Below are 16259 nucleotides of genomic sequence, written 5' to 3'. Positions count from 1 at the left end.
GAGTCCGACCCATGACCGACATGATCAGGAAGAGCGACGTCGAACAGTGGCAGGACAACGCAAAGCATCTGGCCGAGACCGGCATGTACCGGCCGGAAGAGGAGCATGATGCCTGCGGCGTCGGCCTGATCGCCTCGCTGGACGGCATGCCGCACCGCGCGGTGGTGGAAGCCGGCATCACCGCGCTGAAGGCACTGTGGCACCGCGGCGCGGTCGATGCCGATGGCAAGACCGGCGATGGTGCCGGCATTCACGTCCAGATCCCGCAGGATTTCTTCCGCGAGCATGTGCGCCGCACCGGCTTCGAGCCGGGCGAGGGCAAGCTCGGCCTCGGCATGGTGTTCCTGCCCAAGACCGACCTCGCCGCGCAGGAGACCTGCCGCACCATCGTCGAGACCGCGATTCTCGATTTCGGTTACGGCATCTTCGGCTGGCGCCAGGTGCCGGTCGACGCCACCATCATCGGCGAGAAGGCCAATGCCACCCGGCCCGAGATCGAGCAGGTGCTGATCGAGAACCGGCTCGGCAAGGACGACCACGATTTTGAGCGCGACCTGTTCCTGATCCGCCGCCGCATCGAGAAGCAGGCGCTGAACGCCCATATCAGCGAGCTGTACATCTGCTCGCTCAGCTGCCGCTCGGTCATCTACAAGGGCATGTTCCTCGCCGAACAGATCGACTATTTCTATCCCGACCTGCAGGACGCGCGCTTCGTCTCGACCTTCGCGGTCTATCACCAGCGCTATTCGACCAACACCTTCCCGACCTGGAAGCTGGCGCAGCCGTTCCGCATGCTTGCCCATAACGGCGAGATCAACACGCTGCGCGGCAACGTCAACTGGATGAAAAGCCACGAGATCAAGATGACCTCGGAGGCCTTTGGTGAGCTGTCCGACGACATAAAGCCGATCGTGCAGTCGGGCTCGTCCGACTCGGCGGCGCTCGATGCCGTCTTCGAGGTGCTGGTGCGCGCCGGCCGCATCGCGCCGATGGTCAAGACCCTGCTGATCCCGGAAAGCGCGTCGAACAAGCCGCTGATGCCGCAGTCGCATCGCGATTTCTACGCCTATTGCAATGCCATCATGGAGCCGTGGGACGGCCCGGCGGCGATCTGCGCCACCGACGGCCGCTGGGCGGTGGCCGGCATGGACCGCAACGGCCTGCGCCCGATCCGCTACACGGTCACCACCGACAACCTGCTGATTGTCGGCTCGGAGACCGGCATGGTGCCGGTGCCCGAGCACAAGGTGGTGCGCAAGGGCCGCGTCGGCCCCGGCGAGATGATCGCCGTCGACCTCAAGAAGGGCCGGCTGTACGGCGACCGCGAGATCAAGGACAAGCTCGCTTCCGAACATCCCTACGGCGAGTGGGTCAAGAACATCGTCACCATCGACAAGATCAAGGACGCCGCTCCGGTCGCCCGCGATTTCAGCCGCGACGAGCTGCGCCAGCGCCAGCTCGCCTTCGGCCTGTCGCTCGAGGACATGGAGCTGATCCTGCATCCGATGGCGGAAGACGCCAAGGAAGCGATCGGCAGCATGGGCGACGACACGCCGATCGCTGTGCTGTCGGAACAGTATCGCGGCCTGCACCATTTCTTCCGCCAGCAGTTCAGCCAGGTCACCAATCCGCCGATCGATTCCCTGCGTGAGAAGCGGGTGATGAGCCTGCGCACGCGCATGGGCAACCTGACCAACGTGCTGGACGAGGACGCCCACCAGGTCCGCATCCTGCTGCTGGAAAGCCCGGTGCTGACCAATGCCGATCTGGCGCGGGTGATGAAATACGCCGAGAAGACCACGGCGAAGATCGACTGCACCTTCCCGGTCGCGGCCGGCGAGGGTGCGCTCCGCGACGCGCTCAAGCGCATCCGCGCCGAGGCCGAGAATGCCGTGCGCGGCGGCGCCGGGCATATCGTGCTGACCGACGAGGCGATCGGGCCGGACCAGGCGGCAATGCCGATGATCCTGGCCACCGGTGCGGTGCACAGCCACCTGGTGCGCCAGGGCCTGCGCACCTTTACCTCGCTGACCGTGCGCTCGGGCGAATGCCTCGACGTGCATTACTTCGCCGTGCTGATCGGCGTCGGCGCCACCTCGGTGAATGCCTATCTGGCCGAGGCCTGCCTCGCCGACCGCGTGGCCCGCGGCCTGCTTGGCAAGCTGACGGTGGAACAGGCGGCGGCGCGCTACCGCGAAGCGGTTGACGGCGGCCTGCTCAAGATCATGTCCAAGATGGGCATCTCGGTGATCTCGTCCTATCGTGGCGGCTATAATTTCGAGGCGCTGGGCTTGAGCCGCGCGCTGGTCGCCGACCTGTTCCCCGGCATGCCGTCGCGCATTTCCGGCATGGGCCTGCTCGGCATTCAGAAGAAGGTGCTGGGCCTGCATGAAAAGGCCTTCCGCTCCGACGTGCTGGCGCTGCCGGTCGGCGGCATCTACCGCTATCGCCGCGGCGGCGAGGCGCATGCCTGGGAAGCCAGCCTGATCCACATGCTGCAGACCGCGGTGGGCAGCGAGAATTACGCGCTGTTCAAGAAATACACCGCCGGCCTGCGCGACCTGCCGCCGATCTCGGTGCGCGACCTGCTGGAGATCAAGCCGGCCGGCCAGGCGATCCCGATCGAACAGGTCGAGAGCGTCACCGAAATCCGCAAGCGTTTCGTCACGCCGGGCATGTCGCTCGGCGCGCTGGGGCCGGAGGCGCATGAGACGCTGACCATCGCCATGAACCGCATCGGCGCCAAGTCGGATTCCGGCGAGGGCGGCGAGGCCCCGGAGAATTTCAAGCCGCGGCCGAATGGCGACAACGCCAATTCCTCGATCAAGCAGGTCGCCAGCGGCCGCTTCGGCGTCACCGCGGAATATCTGAACAACTGCCGCGAGCTGGAAATCAAGGTCGCCCAGGGCGCCAAGCCCGGCGAGGGCGGCCAGCTGCCCGGCTTCAAGGTCACCGAGCTGATCGCCCGGCGCCGCCTGTCGACGCCCGGCGTGATGCTGATCTCGCCGCCGCCGCATCACGACATCTATTCGATCGAGGATCTGGCGCAGCTGATCTACGACCTCAAGCAGATCAACCCGGAAGCCTCGGTCTGCGTCAAGCTGGTCTCGGAAGCCGGCATCGGCACCATTGCCGCCGGCGTCGCCAAGGCCAAGGCCGACGTGATCCTGATTTCCGGCCATGTCGGCGGCACCGGCGCCTCGCCCCAGACCTCGGTGAAATACGCCGGCACGCCGTGGGAAATGGGCCTGTCGGAAGTCAACCAGGTGCTGACCTTGAACAAGCTGCGTCACCGCGTGCTGCTGCGCACCGACGGCGGGCTCAAGTCGGGCCGCGACATCGTCATCGCCGCCATGCTGGGGGCCGAGGAATACGGCGTCGGCACCGCGGCCCTGGTGGCGATGGGCTGCATCATGGTGCGGCAGTGCCATTCCAATACCTGCCCGGTCGGCGTCTGCACCCAGAACGAGGCGTTGCGCCAGAAGTTCACCGGCTCACCGGAAAAGGTCGTCAACCTGTTCAGCTTCATCGCCGAAGAGGTGCGCGAGATCCTGGCGTCCTTGGGCGTGCGCACGATCGACGAGATCATCGGCCGCACGGATCTCCTGATGCAGGTCAGCCGCGGCTGGGCGCATCTCGACGATCTCGACCTCAACCCGATCCTCGCCCAGGCCGATGCCGGCGACAACGCGCGCTACTGCACGCTCGAGGGCCGCAACGAGGTGCCCGACACGCTCGATGCGCAGATGATCCTCGATGCCGCGCCGGTGTTCAGCCATGGCGAGAAGATGCAGCTCGCCTACAACATCCGGAACACCCATCGCGCCATCGGCACGCGGCTGTCGTCGCATCTGGTGCGCAAGTTCGGCATGACCGGGCTGAAGCCGGGCCATATCACCGTGCGGCTGACCGGTTCGGCCGGACAATCTCTAGGTGCTTTCGCCGTGCAGGGGCTGAAGCTCGAAGTCTTCGGCGATGCCAACGACTATGTCGGCAAGGGCCTGTCGGGCGGCATGATCGTGGTGCGCCCGGCGCCGAGCTCGCCGCTGATGCCGAAGACCAACGAGAACACCATCGTCGGCAACACGGTGCTGTATGGTGCCACCGGCGGCAAGCTGTTCGCGGCGGGCCAGGCCGGCGAGCGGTTTGCCGTGCGCAACTCGGGCGCGGTCACCGTGGTCGAGGGCTGCGGCTCGAATGGCTGCGAATACATGACCGGCGGTCGCGTCGTCGTGCTCGGTGGTGTCGGCGACAACTTCGGTGCCGGCATGACCGGCGGCATGGCCTTCGTGTTCGATCCGGCCGATACCCTGCCGATCGCGATCAACGACGAGAGCGTGGTCTACCAGCGGCTGGCGTCGAGCTACTGGGAGGGCGTGCTGCGCGGCATGATCGAGGAGCATATCCGCGAGACCCAGTCGGTCTATGCCGGCAATATCTTCAGCGACTGGGATTCCCTGCGCGGCAAGTTCTGGCAGGTCTGTCCGAAGGAAATGATCGCCCGGCTGGAGCATCCGCTCAGCGATGCGGCCGCGGCGGCCAACGACGAAAAGCGCGCCTGACCTCACGGTTCCGGCGAAGTCTGGACCCGATCTCCTTCGGGCCCGGGGAAGCGGAAACGCCGCCGGAGTGATCCGGCGGCGTTTTTTGCGTCCGGCCCGGCCGGCGGAACTTTTTCCCGGCTGCAACATTATGTCGCGGCCATGTCCGGCGCGACCCTGGCGGCTGACGCTACGGCGATCCGGCGCTAGACTGCGGCCGTGCCGGTCATGCGGCCGGCACCAAGGAGTTTCCCCATGGCCATCCCCGCCCGATCCTTTCGTTCCGCCGCGGTCCTGCTGGCCGCAGCCGCACTGTTCACCGCCGCCGGCATCGCCGCTGCCACCGCGCAGACCGGCCAGGCCGCCATGCCGCGGCCGACCTTCTGCATCATGAACCAGGTCAACGGCACCGTGACCGCCGAGATCCGTGCCGGCAAGGCCACCACCAGGGTGCCGCTGCCGCCCGGCAAGGAAGGCTGCTGCGTGAACTTCTGTTCGCAGAACCCGGCGCCGGCCGGCTACCAGGTGACGATCATGGCGCAGCCGCCCGGCGGCATCAGCCACGAACTCTGCAAGACGACGGTGAAGCGCGAGCAGCTGCTCGATGTGGTCGGCACCCAGACCGAAGGCAAATGCGCCACCCGCGCGCTGCCCTGATGACGGCCGGGTGCCGTCTCGGTCTTGCAGCAGGTGTTCTGCTGCTCGCTGCCGCGGCTCCCGCCCATGCCTTCTGCGTGGTCAACGACAGCGACCGGCTGCTCGACATCAAGGCCGGCGGCCGCATCCCGGTGTTCTATCGCGGCAGCGTCAAGCCCGGCGAGCGGGTCTGCCATGTCCCGAAGCGGTTGGATGTCGGCATCATGGTGGAAATCTTCCAGAGCGGCACGGTCAGCGGCCGCGACCTGAAGTGCCGCTTCTCGGTGCCGCCGAAAGACGCCATCATCACCGTGGCGAAAACCTGCTCCGTCGCCGTCCACTAGGCGGCTTGCGTACCGCCGGCATAGAGCGCGGTGCTGAGGTATTTCATTCCGGAATCGACGGCGAGCGTCACCACCGTTTTGTCCGGCCCCAGCTGCCGGGCCAGTTCCAGCGCGGCAATGACGTTGGCGCCCGTGGATGTGCCGGCGAAAATGCCTTCCTCGCGGGCCAGCCGGCGCGTCATCGCCATGGCATCGACGGACGCGACCGGGCGGATCGCGTCGGCGAGATCGCCGCGCCACAGGGACGGCACGAAGCCCGGCCCGGTGCCCTCGATCTTGTGGCTGCCGCTCGCGCCGCCGGACAGCACGGCGGATTCCGTCGGTTCGACGGCGACGGCCCGCAGCGCCGGGTTCAGGTCGCGCAGCCGCGTGGCGATGCCGCGGAAGGAGCCGGCGGTGCCGACCGCCTGCACGAAGCCGTCGACGCGCTGTTCTGCCTGTTGCCAGATTTCATCGGCCATCCGGCCATAGCCGGGCAGCACGTCTGCATTGTTCAACTGGTCGGTCCAGTAACTGCCTGGCAGTGTCGCGGCGATGCGGCGCGCGGTCTCGATCATCGCCAGCGTCAGCGCTCTGGTGGTGCCGCCGGTTGGGCTCGGCACGAGCGTGAGCCGCGCGCCGAGCGCCGCCATATGGGTGCGCTTCTCTTCAGAGAAGGCTTCGGAAGTGACGATTTCAAGCGGGATGCGCTTCGCCGCGCAGACGAAGGCGAGCGAGACGCCGGTGCTGCCGCCGGTATATTCGACCACCGCGCCCCCCTCTCCCGAACTGGCGGGTTTCAGGCGGCCGTCGGCTTCGGCGGCCTCGACCATGGCCAGCGCCATGCGGTCCTTCATGCTGCCGGTCGGGTTTTCGTATTCCAGCTTGAGAAGAACCCGCGCGCTGCCCTCCGGCACAAGGTGCCGGAGGGGGACGAGGCGCGTGTGACCGATGCAGGCGAGGATGCTCACGGGTCAGCTGACCAGCGCGAACAGCACCATGGCCATGCCGATGACGCCGCCGAACCAGGCCAGCGTGCGCAGCCACGGCACGCCGATGGTGTAGACCACGGCATGCACCACGCGGCTGTAGAAGAAGACCTGGGCGCCGAGCGCGGTCCAGGCGTCGGCCTGGCCGGACGCCTGGGCGGCGAGGATCAGGGCCGCGAACGGTACCAGGTTTTCCACCATGTTGAGATGGGCGCGGTGCGAGCGGCCCATCCAGCCATGGCTGGCGGGGAAATCCTCGCGGTTGCCGACCACGGTGAACAGGCCGCGGGTGAAGATGAAGCCCATGGTATAGGGCAGGGCCAGCAGCACGCAGAGCGTGGCCGAGGCGATCAGCATCTGAAGGTCGACGGACATTGCAGTTTCTCCTGGTTGGTAAACGGCTGTGGTGAAGAGGTACGGTGAACGGGATCAGGCAGCCTGCGGTCCACTCGGCCGCAGCGCGCCGGCGGCGACCTCGGCCATCTGGGTCAGCTGCTCGCGGCTGGCGCCGCTCTTGCCCATCACCAGCAGGCCGTTGGCCATGGCGACGAGATAGCGGGCCAGCGCGTCGGGGTCGCCATCCGTCGCGATCTCGCCGCGTGCTTGCGCATTGTCGATGGCATGGCGGAAGGCAGCCTCCATGGCGGCCATATGGCTGCGCACCTTTGCCGCCACCACGGCATCGTGGGGCGCCAGTTCCAGCGCGGTATTGGCCATCAGGCAGGCGCGGCGCTTCGGATAGCGGATGATGAAATCGACCACGCCCATCGCCGTCGCGTGCAGCGCGGCGAGGCCGGCATCGGGCTTTGCCAGCGGCGCCAGCAGTTCGGTTGCCAGCCGGGCGCAATAGCTGTCGATGGCGGCAAGGAACAGGGCATGCTTGTCGCCATAGGTGTCATAGAGGCTCTGGCGCGAAATCCCCATGGCGGCGACCAGCTGTTCCATCGAGGTGGTGGCATAGCCCTGCTGCCAGAACAGCTCCATGGCACGCTCCAGTGCGGCGGCAGTATCGAATCCCTTGGGCCGGGCCATGGCCGGCATCCTGCCGATTCCGGAATGATCGGTCAAGAATAAAACAAGGAAAAGCCACCGGCCGCAGGATGCGGCCGGTGGCGGGAAACGACTGCTCCGGCGTCAGGTGCGGAAGTAGCTGACGAGGGTGGCCAGTTCGCGCGCCTGGCCGGACAGCGCCTGGGCCGAGGCCGAGGTCTCTTCCACCAGTGCGCCGTTGCGCTGGGTCATTTCGTCCATGTTGCCGACCGCGACATTCACTTCCTCAAGCCCGGTGGCCTGCTCGCGGCTGGCCGCCGCGATCTCGGCGACGATGTCGCTGACCTTCTTGATCGCGGTGACGATCTCGGTCAGCGAGCTGCCGGTCTGGTTGACGAGGCCGGCGCCCGTCTTCACCTGCGCGTTGGACTCGGTGATCAGACTCTTGATGTCCTTCGACGCATTGGCGCTGCGCTGGGCCAGCGCACGCACTTCCTGGGCGACCACGGCGAAACCCTTGCCGGCTTCGCCGGCGCGCGCTGCTTCGACGCTGGCATTCAAGGCGAGAAGATTGGTCTGGAAGGCGATCTCGTCGATCAGGCCGACGATATCGGCGATCTTGCGCGCACTCTCCTCGATCTGCGTCACCGCACGGACCGCGTCGGCCACCACCTTGCCACCGGTCTCGGCGGTATCGCGCGCCGCGGTGGCGAGCTGGTTGGCGGCCTGGGCATTGTCGGCATTCTGCTTCACCGTCGTGGTCACCTGGTGCATCGAGGCGGCGGTTTCCTCCAGCGCGGCAGCCTGCTGTTCGGTGCGGCCGGCCAGATCCTGGCTGCCGGTGGCGATTTCCGCGGCAGCATTGCTCTGGGTTTCGACGGCACTGACGATTTTCTGCATCACGTCGGTCAGCTTGCCGGCCATGTCATTCAGGTTGGCCTGCAGCTTGGCAAACAGGCCTTCGTAGCGGCCTTCCATACGCAGGCGCAGATCGCCGGCAGCCAGTCCGGCCACGGTGGTCTGGATGCTGTTGATGGCCTCGCCCATGGTATCGAGCAGGGTATTGATCTGCTGGCCGATCTTGGCTGCGACGCCCTCGAGAGCCGCGGTATCGATGCGCTGGTCGAGAGCGCCGGCATTGGCGGCGCTGACTACCTGGCCGATCGAGCGGTCGAGCAGGGCTTCCTGCGCCACCCGGTTTTCCTCGTTGCGGCGGCGCTCGGCCTCGATCTGCTGCTGCAGACGATCGCTTTCGATGCCGTTCTCCCTCAGCACGGCGACGGCCGTGGCGATGTTGCCGATCTCGTCGCCACGGTCCTGTCCCTGCACCTCGGCCGTCCAGTCGCGCTGCGCAAGGCGGCTGAGTGTACCGGTCAGGTCGAGCAGCGGTCGACTGATGCTGCGGATCACCATCCAGCCGAGCACGCCGATCAGCAGCACGACGCCGAAGAATATGCTGCCATTGACCAGCGCCTCACGCTGGAAGATGCGCTCGATATCGTCGATATAGATGCCGGTGCCGATGACCCAGCCCCAGGGCGCAAAGCCTTTCACGTAGGAAATCTTCGGTACCGGCCGGTCGGAGCCGGGCTTGGGCCAGAGATACGAGACGAAGCCGGCACCGTTGCGCTTGACCGTCTCGACGAATTCGACGAACAGGTGCTTGCCGTCCGGGTCCTTGATGTCGCTGAGATTCTTGCCGACAAGTTGCTTGGAGAAGGGGTGCATGATCATCACCGGGGTCATGTCGTTGACCCAGAAATACTCCTTCTCGTCGTAACGCAGGGTCTCGAGGTCGGCGAGCGCCAGCCGCTTGGCATCGGCCTCGCCGAGTTCGCCGGCCTGGACGCGGGCGTGATAGCGCGCCGCCACGCCATAGGCGACTTCGGCCAGGTTGCGGGTCTTGTCCATCCGGTCGGTCGTCAGGGTGTCGTGCAGGCGGTACAGGCCGAGTGCGCCGATCAGCGCGAGACCGATGACCGCAATCGCCAGAATCGACCACAGGCGATGCCCAATACGCATGTTTCTCATGACGCAGTCTCCAAGCATGTGTCCGGTGCCGACGGGGGCCGGCTTTGCACAGCAGTGGAGCGGTAGTTTTCCGATCTCGATACGTTACTTATCGGTAACATGCGATTTTCGGATGTAATTTTTCGATAGCACACTATGTTTCTGGTAATCTTTATACGGCAGATGAGGGGTGGCTGGAGGTGGTTTCCGCCGGCCGGGCTTGCTATCAACCGGGCCCGGATTGAAGGACTGCCATGGCTCCCCCGCTGCTGATCCTGCGCGACATCCACCTTACCTTCGGCGGCACCCCGCTGCTCGACGGCGCCGAGCTGTCGGTCAATGCCGGCGACCGGCTCTGCCTGGTCGGGCGCAACGGCTCGGGCAAGTCGACCCTGCTGAAGGTCGCCGCCGGCATGGTGCAGGCCGACCGCGGCGACCGTGTGGTGCAGTCGGGCGTCACCATGCGCTACCTGCCGCAGGAGCCGGATCTCTCGGGGTTCAGGGATACGCTGTCCTACGTGCTCGATGGCCTCGGCCCGGGCGACGACCCCCATCGCGCAAGAACCCTGCTCGAAGGCCTCGGCCTGACCGGCGCGGAAGATCCGGCGCGGCTGTCCGGGGGCGAGGCGCGCCGGGCGGCGCTGGCCCGCGCGCTGGCGCCGGAGCCCGACATCCTGCTGCTCGACGAGCCGACCAACCATCTCGACCTGCCGGCCATCGAATGGCTGGAGAGCGCGCTGAAGCCGTTGCGCTCTGCCCTGGTGCTGATCAGCCATGACCGCCGCTTCCTCGCCAACCTGTCGCGCGCCACGGTCTGGCTCGATCGCGGCAGCACCCGCCGGCTCGACCAGGGCTTTGCCGCCTTCGAGGACTGGCGCGATGCCCTGCTGGAGCAGGAAGAGACCGAGCGCCACAAGCTCGACCGCAAGATCGTTGCCGAACTCGACTGGGTGCGCCATGGCGTGTCAGGCCGGCGCAAGCGCAACATGGGCCGCATGCGCGCGCTGCAGGATCTGCGCAAGGATCGCCGCGAACAGCGTAAAGTCGCCGGCAATGTGACCATGACGGTCAGCGAGGCGGAGACCTCGTCGAAGCTGATCGCCGAGGTCAAGGGCGTGGCGAAATCCTACGGTGACCGCCTGGTGCTGCAGGATGTCTCGCTGAAGCTGCTGCGCGGCGACCGGCTCGGCATCATCGGCCCGAACGGCGCCGGCAAGACCACCTTGCTCAACATCCTGACCGGCCAGATCAAGCCCGACAGCGGCAGCGTGCGGCTCGGCGAGAATATCGCGCTGGTGACGCTGGACCAGAAGCGCGAGGCGCTCGACCCCGAGATGACCCTGCAGTATGCACTGGCCGGCGGCAGCGACAAGGTCACCATCAACGGCCAGCCGCGCCATGTGATGAGCTACATGAAGGACTTCCTGTTCCCGCCGGAACAGGCGCGCACGCCCTTGCGGGTGCTGTCGGGCGGCGAGCGCGGCCGGCTGATGCTGGCGCGCGCGCTGGCGAAACCGTCGAACGTGCTGGTGCTCGACGAGCCGACCAACGATCTCGATCTCGAGACGCTCGACCTGCTGCAGGAAATGCTGGCCGATTATCCGGGCACCGTGCTGCTGGTCAGCCATGACCGCGATTTCATCGACCGCGTCTGCACATCTGTCTTGGCCTTTGAAGGCGAGGGGCGCTGGCAGCTTTATGCCGGCGGCTATTCCGACATGGTGGCGCAACGTGGCCGTGGTGTGGATGATCGGGGTGTGACGGCACGCGAGGGCGATGCCGCGCCGGCGAAGAAAGCGGAACCGAAGTCTGCGGCGGGATCGGCCGAACGCAAGCGCAAGCTCGGCTTCAAGGAAAAGCACGCGCTGGAGACCCTGCCGAAGACCATCGCGGGCCTGCAGAAGCAGATCGCCGAGTATCAGGCGGCGCTGGCCGATCCGCAGCTGTTCAGCCGCAACCCGGCGAAATTCCAGGCGGCGACGGCGGGACTGGAGAAAGCCGGCGCCGAGCTTGCGACGGCCGAGGACCAGTGGCTCGAACTCGAAATGCTGCGCGAGGCGCTGGAGGGCTGAGTCCTCCGTCTGCGATGTTACCGAAAAAAGAGTTGAGCCGTGGCGCCATCGCGGCGAGGCTGGGTTACCGGACACGGCTGCAACCGTATTCAGGGGGAATCGTATGACCGTCTCGCAAAAGAACACGACCCTGCCGCGCCGCCGCGTGCTGCAGATGCTGGGTGCCGTTGCCGCCTGCCCGATCTGCACAGGCCTCGCCGGCCGCGCCTTTGCCACCGATATCAACATGCAGCCGGCACCGGCCGCCGGTCATGGCACGCCGACGCCCGACGCCCACGCGGCGCCACACTGGGAGTATGGCGGCGCCGGCGGCCCCGAACACTGGGGCCAGCTGTCGCCGGATTTCCAGGCCTGCGCGATCGGCCGCGAACAGAGCCCGATCGACCTGCGCTGGCCGATCCCGGCGCAGACCGGCCATATCGAGACGGCGTTTCGCGAGATGCCACTGCGCATCGTCAACAACGGCCACACCATCCAGGTCAACTGCGCGCCGGGCAGCCAGAGCCGCATCGACGGCACGGTCTACGACCTGCTGCAGTTCCATTTCCATCACCCGAGCGAACATCTGCTGTCGGGCAAGCGCTTCGACATGGAATGCCACTTCGTGCACAGGTCGACCGCCGGCGGCCTCGCCGTGCTTGGCGTGTTCATCCAGCCGGGTGCTGAGAACATGGCGCTGAAGCCGGTCTTCGACGCGATGCCGGCCCAGGCCGGGCCCGAGGTGGCCGCTGCCGCGGTGATCCGGCCCGAGGCCCTGATGCCGGTCGACCGCCATTACTTCCGCTATGCCGGCTCGCTGACCACGCCGCCCTGCAGCGAAGGCATCGTGTGGAGCGTCTATCGCCAGCCGGTCGAGGCCTCGGCCGCGCAGATCCGCAAGTTCGCGCAGCTGTTTGCCGGCAATGCGCGGCCGGTGCAGTCGCAGTTCAATCGCTATCTGCTGGAAGCGCTGTAGGCGACGCGACAGCCTGCAGGCCGAAGCGATACCTGGTCATGCATGCGGCTGCTGTCGCGGCCGGCCCGGTTACTGGAGTGTGCGGGCGTCCTGGCGCTGGGCGGGATTCATCGGCGGTACCCCGGCACCGATATCGATGAACACCAGGCCTTCGCCCTCTTCGTAGGAATCGGGATCGACCGCCGGCGCCTCGTCGGTCGGCAGCAGGCCGCTGGCGCAGCACAGGATCAGGGTGGCGGCCGAGGCACCGTCCTCGCGCAGCGGGCCGGTGACGAATTCGATCGGCAGCATGCCGCCGCTGCCCAGCCGCAGGAAATAGTAGATCGCCACCGAACAGGGCTGGGCCATCTGCGCCATGGTCAGATGCGCCCGCCAGGACCGGTTGGCCTTCGAGGTCAGGTCGAGGTAGTTGCAGCCGGTCAGGTTGACGCCGATCTGGTCGGTTACCGTGCGGCCGACCCATTCGACCAGGATGTCGTCATGGCCGCGCACGTTCAGCAGCAGGCAGGTCTCCGCCAGCTCGCCGAGCGCGGCATGGTCGATGTCGCGCCGCTCCGGCAGCAGGCGGTCGCCGCGCCAGCCGTGCCAGACACTGAAGAAACGCCGGCTGCGTGCGGTAAGCGGTGCCGGCAAGGTATCGAGAAAGCCCATCCCCATGGGGGCGCATTATAGCGCCTCCGTACGGGCGTCAACCGGATTCGCGGCAGCGGTGAGAAAAGGTCAGAAAGACCCGGCCGGAATGTGACGGCCGGGACATTGCTGCCCCGGCCGTTCTGTACCGGCCGTGTTTCGTGGGTAAAGCGCAGTCCGGCGGTTTACTTCGCCGCCTTGACGAATGTGTCGGTGAAGGTCTTCGACAGGTCGATCTTCGCCTTGGCCAGATCCGGGTCGAACTGCGCCAGCATGTTGTAGGCGCTTTCCATGCCGGCCTTGGGGATGATGCCGGTGCGCGAATAAGTCTCCATCGAATTCTTCACCGCTTCGAGATACAGCGGCTTGTCGCCGAGGTAATAGGCCTCGGGGACAGTGGCGACGACATCCTCGGGTTTCGCCTTGGCCAGCCACAGCAAGGCATGGTGGAAGGCATTGACCAGCGCCTGCACGGTCTGCGGGTTCTTCTCGATGAACTCGCGCTTGAGATACAGCACGGCGGCCGGGTTGGAGCCGCCGAAGATCGCCTTGGTGCCGGCTTCCGTGCGGCTGTCGGCCAGGATGAACACGCTCTTGTCGTGCTGCAGCTTGGAGATCACCGGATCGAGATGCGAGATGGCATCGATCTCGCCCTTCTCGATCGCCGCCACGCCGCCGGGGCCGCCGCCGACGCCGATGAAGGCGGAATCCTGCGGATTGCCGCCGGCCTTGGCGATCAGGAAGTTGGCGAAGAAGTTGGTCGACGAGCCCGGCGCGGTGACGCCGATCTTCATGCCCTTGAGGTCGGCCGCGGTTTTCACCTTGCCCTGCAGTTCCTTCTTCACGGCGAGTACGATGCCGGGGAAGCGGCCGAGCTCGATCACCGCCTCGATGTCCTGGCCCTTCTGCTGCATGCGGATGGTGTGCTCGTAGGCGCCGGTGACGGCATCGACGCTGCCGCCGACCAGGGCCTGCAGCGACTTCGCGCCGCCGCCGAAATCGTTGATGGTGACGTCGAGGCCCTGTTCCTTGAACAGGCCGCGACGCTCGGCGATGGTCAGCGGCAGGTAGTACAGCAACGGCTTGCCGCCGACGCCGAGCGTCAGGTCCTTCTTCTCCGGCGCCGCCTGGGCCGGCGCCTGCGCGGCCGTCAGCAGCAGGGCCGCCGCGGCGGCCAGCATTAGGTTCAGGTTCATCGTTTCCTCCTCGCAGTGTTTGTTTTTTGGTTGTCAGTCGTCAGGTCGTACGGGCCGAGCCGCTGTCGGGCCGCCAGCTCAGCAGCCGGTTCTCGATCAGGGTGACCACGGCATCCAGCGCGATGACGAACAGCGCCAGCACCAGCATGCCGGAGAACACGCCGGTGACGTCGAACACGCTTTCCGCCTGCTGGATCTTGTAGCCGAGCCCGGCCGCCGAACCGAGGTATTCGCCGACCACGGCGCCGATCAGCGCGAAGCCGACCGAGGTGTGCAGCGACGAGAACATCCAGGTCAGCGCCGCCGGCCAGTAGACATGGCGCAGCAACTGGCGGTCGTTCATCCCCAGCATGCGCGCGTTGGCCAGCACGGTGGGGCTGACTTCCTTGACGCCCTGGTAGACGTTGAAGAAGACGATGAAGAACACCAGCGTGAAGCCGAGCGCCACCTTCGACCAGATGCCGAGCCCGAACCACAGCGCGAAGATCGGCGCCAGCACCACGCGCGGCAGCGAGTTGGCGGCCTTGAGATAGGGATCGAACACGGCGGCCAGCAGGGCGCGCCGCGCGAAGGCGAAGCCGACGACGATGCCGCCGCCGGCGCCGATGGCAAAGGCGAGGATGGTTTCCAGCAGGGTGATGCCGATGTGGCGCCAGATCTCGGTGCCGGTCAGGTCCTTCCAGGTGCGCGCCAGCACGTCGAGCGGCGTCGAGAAGAAGAACGGCGGCAGCAACGGCTTGCCGCCGGCGCCGAGCGGCAGGGTGGTCAGCAGATGCCAGGCGAGCAGGAAGACCGCGGCGGCGAGCACCTGCAGCAACAGCAGGACGGGACGGGAAACCGGGATCATTGTTGCGCGTCCTCGCCCTGCATGTAGGCCTTCTGCACTTCCACGCGCAACGTGGCCCAGATCGCCTTGTGGATGTCGTGGAAGGCGGCTTCGGTGCGGATCTCGGCGATGTCGCGCGGCCGCTCAAGCGGCACGCGGTAGTCGCCGACGATGCCGGCGGCAGGGCCGGCCGACATCACCACCACGCGGTCGGCCAATGCGATGGCCTCTTCCAGGTCATGGGTGACGAACAGGCAGGCTTTCCTGTCGGCCGCCCACAGATCGAGCAGCAGGTTGCCCATGATCTGCCGGGTCTGCGCATCCAGCGGCCCGAAGGGCTCGTCCATCAGCAGGATTGCCGGATCGCGGATCAGCATCTGCGCCAGCGCGACGCGCTTACGCTGGCCGCCCGACAGCATATGCGGATGGCGGTCGGCAAAGCCCTTCAGCCCGACGCGGCCGAGCCAGTCGCGCGCGCGGGCCAGCGCCTCAGGCTTCTTCACCCGCTGCGGCTCCAGCGCCACGGCGACATTCTCCAGGGCCGTCTTCCACGGCATCAGCGCATCGGCCTGGAACAGGTAGCCGGCCTTCGCATTCAGCCCCGACAGCGCCGCGCCGTCGATCTCGACGCTGCCGGCCGACGGCTTCAGCAGGCCGGCGGCGGCATTCAGCAGTGTCGACTTGCCGCAGCCGGTCGGCCCGACGATGGCGACGAATTCGCCCGGCGCCACGGCAAGGTCGATGCCGGCCACGGCCCGGTGGCTGAAGCCGACCTTGAGCTGGAAGGTGATGTCGAGGCCCGACAGCCGCACGGCGGGGCGGGCGGGCGGCGATGGCGCGGCCGCGGATGCAAGGCTGCTGCTGGCGGCCTGGGGCGTCACCGGCTGGTTCCCTCCCGGGGAGTTTGTTCGTATGCGTCGCAGGACGTCGGCGCACGATAACGACAGCGCCGCCGCGCCGTAAAGCCCGGAGCGGTTGCGATTTTTGCGCCGGCAGCGGGAAGCCGGCTCATGCTGCGGTGCAGTGGCGCGGCCGGGTTTCAATCCGGTCCGTTCCGGTCCGTTGCGTCCCGCTGGTGACCGTTTCGCACC

General features: G+C 66.8%; 13 protein-coding genes. 5 read left to right on the top strand and 8 right to left on the bottom strand.

Annotated features, from left to right (window positions below; genetic code table 11):
• Nucleotides 1-11 precede the first annotated feature (11 nt).
• The 3 genes from gltB (at nucleotide 12) to ACFOOQ_RS07580 (ending at nucleotide 5521) form a co-directional block, all read left to right on the top strand.
• A complete protein-coding gene (gltB, locus tag ACFOOQ_RS07590) occupies nucleotides 12-4562 on the top strand; it encodes a glutamate synthase large subunit (protein WP_379723906.1) in 4551 nt (1516 codons plus the stop codon).
• A 234-nt stretch (nucleotides 4563-4796) separates the two neighbouring features.
• Entirely contained in the window at nucleotides 4797-5198 is a 402-nt protein-coding gene (locus tag ACFOOQ_RS07585; RefSeq protein ID WP_379723903.1) for a hypothetical protein, read from the top strand.
• Nucleotides 5198-5521 carry a hypothetical protein gene (locus ACFOOQ_RS07580; RefSeq protein ID WP_379723900.1) on the top strand — a complete coding sequence of 108 codons (324 nt, stop codon included), beginning with the start codon at nucleotides 5198-5200 and terminating at the stop codon, nucleotides 5519-5521. Before ACFOOQ_RS07585 ends, ACFOOQ_RS07580 begins: the two co-directional genes overlap by 1 nt.
• On the opposite strand, the gene ACFOOQ_RS07575 is transcribed toward ACFOOQ_RS07580, so the two are convergent.
• From ACFOOQ_RS07575 to ACFOOQ_RS07560, 4 genes are all read right to left on the bottom strand, one after another.
• Entirely contained in the window at nucleotides 5518-6471 is a 954-nt protein-coding gene (locus ACFOOQ_RS07575; protein ID WP_379723898.1) for a PLP-dependent cysteine synthase family protein, read from the bottom strand. The genes ACFOOQ_RS07580 and ACFOOQ_RS07575 overlap by 4 nt on opposite strands.
• A 3-nt stretch (nucleotides 6472-6474) precedes the next feature.
• Entirely contained in the window at nucleotides 6475-6864 is a 390-nt protein-coding gene (locus ACFOOQ_RS07570) for an MAPEG family protein (RefSeq protein WP_379723895.1), read from the bottom strand.
• A 54-nt stretch (nucleotides 6865-6918) separates the two neighbouring features.
• Nucleotides 6919-7521, bottom strand: a complete 603-nt coding sequence (locus tag ACFOOQ_RS07565; protein ID WP_379723892.1) for a TetR/AcrR family transcriptional regulator — start codon at nucleotides 7519-7521, stop codon at nucleotides 6919-6921.
• Between the two features lie 102 nt (nucleotides 7522-7623).
• On the bottom strand, nucleotides 7624-9510 hold the full coding sequence (locus tag ACFOOQ_RS07560) for a methyl-accepting chemotaxis protein (protein WP_379723889.1): 1887 nt from the start codon (nucleotides 9508-9510) through the stop codon (nucleotides 7624-7626).
• Nucleotides 9511-9743: 233 nt separating this feature from the next.
• Here ACFOOQ_RS07560 and ACFOOQ_RS07555 point away from each other — a divergent pair, with 233 nt between their 5' ends.
• Both ACFOOQ_RS07555 and ACFOOQ_RS07550 read left to right on the top strand, forming a co-directional pair.
• Complete coding sequence (locus ACFOOQ_RS07555) at nucleotides 9744-11561, top strand: ABC-F family ATP-binding cassette domain-containing protein (protein WP_379723886.1); 1818 nt, start codon at nucleotides 9744-9746, stop codon at nucleotides 11559-11561.
• Between the two features lie 103 nt (nucleotides 11562-11664).
• On the top strand, nucleotides 11665-12516 hold the full coding sequence (locus tag ACFOOQ_RS07550) for a carbonic anhydrase (RefSeq protein ID WP_379723883.1): 852 nt from the start codon (nucleotides 11665-11667) through the stop codon (nucleotides 12514-12516).
• Between the two features lie 69 nt (nucleotides 12517-12585).
• Here ACFOOQ_RS07550 and ACFOOQ_RS07545 read toward each other — a convergent pair whose 3' ends face one another.
• The 4 genes from ACFOOQ_RS07545 to ACFOOQ_RS07530 all read right to left on the bottom strand — a co-directional run bounded on the left by ACFOOQ_RS07545 (nucleotide 12586) and on the right by ACFOOQ_RS07530 (nucleotide 16049).
• Entirely contained in the window at nucleotides 12586-13173 is a 588-nt protein-coding gene (locus ACFOOQ_RS07545; RefSeq protein WP_379723880.1) for a PAS domain-containing protein, read from the bottom strand.
• Between the two features lie 158 nt (nucleotides 13174-13331).
• Nucleotides 13332-14342, bottom strand: coding sequence for an ABC transporter substrate-binding protein (locus ACFOOQ_RS07540; RefSeq protein WP_379723877.1), 1011 nt, complete (start codon nucleotides 14340-14342; stop codon nucleotides 13332-13334).
• Nucleotides 14343-14382: 40 nt separating this feature from the next.
• Nucleotides 14383-15189, bottom strand: coding sequence for an ABC transporter permease (locus ACFOOQ_RS07535; protein WP_379723874.1), 807 nt, complete (start codon nucleotides 15187-15189; stop codon nucleotides 14383-14385).
• Entirely contained in the window at nucleotides 15186-16049 is an 864-nt protein-coding gene (locus ACFOOQ_RS07530; protein WP_379723871.1) for an ABC transporter ATP-binding protein, read from the bottom strand. Before ACFOOQ_RS07530 ends, ACFOOQ_RS07535 begins: the two co-directional genes overlap by 4 nt.
• Nucleotides 16050-16259 lie beyond the last annotated feature (210 nt).

Origin of the sequence: Ferrovibrio xuzhouensis (assembly GCF_042648965.1) — a bacterium.
GTDB lineage: Bacteria > Pseudomonadota > Alphaproteobacteria > Ferrovibrionales > Ferrovibrionaceae > Ferrovibrio > Ferrovibrio xuzhouensis.
This window is presented reverse-complemented; position numbering and strand designations above follow the sequence as displayed.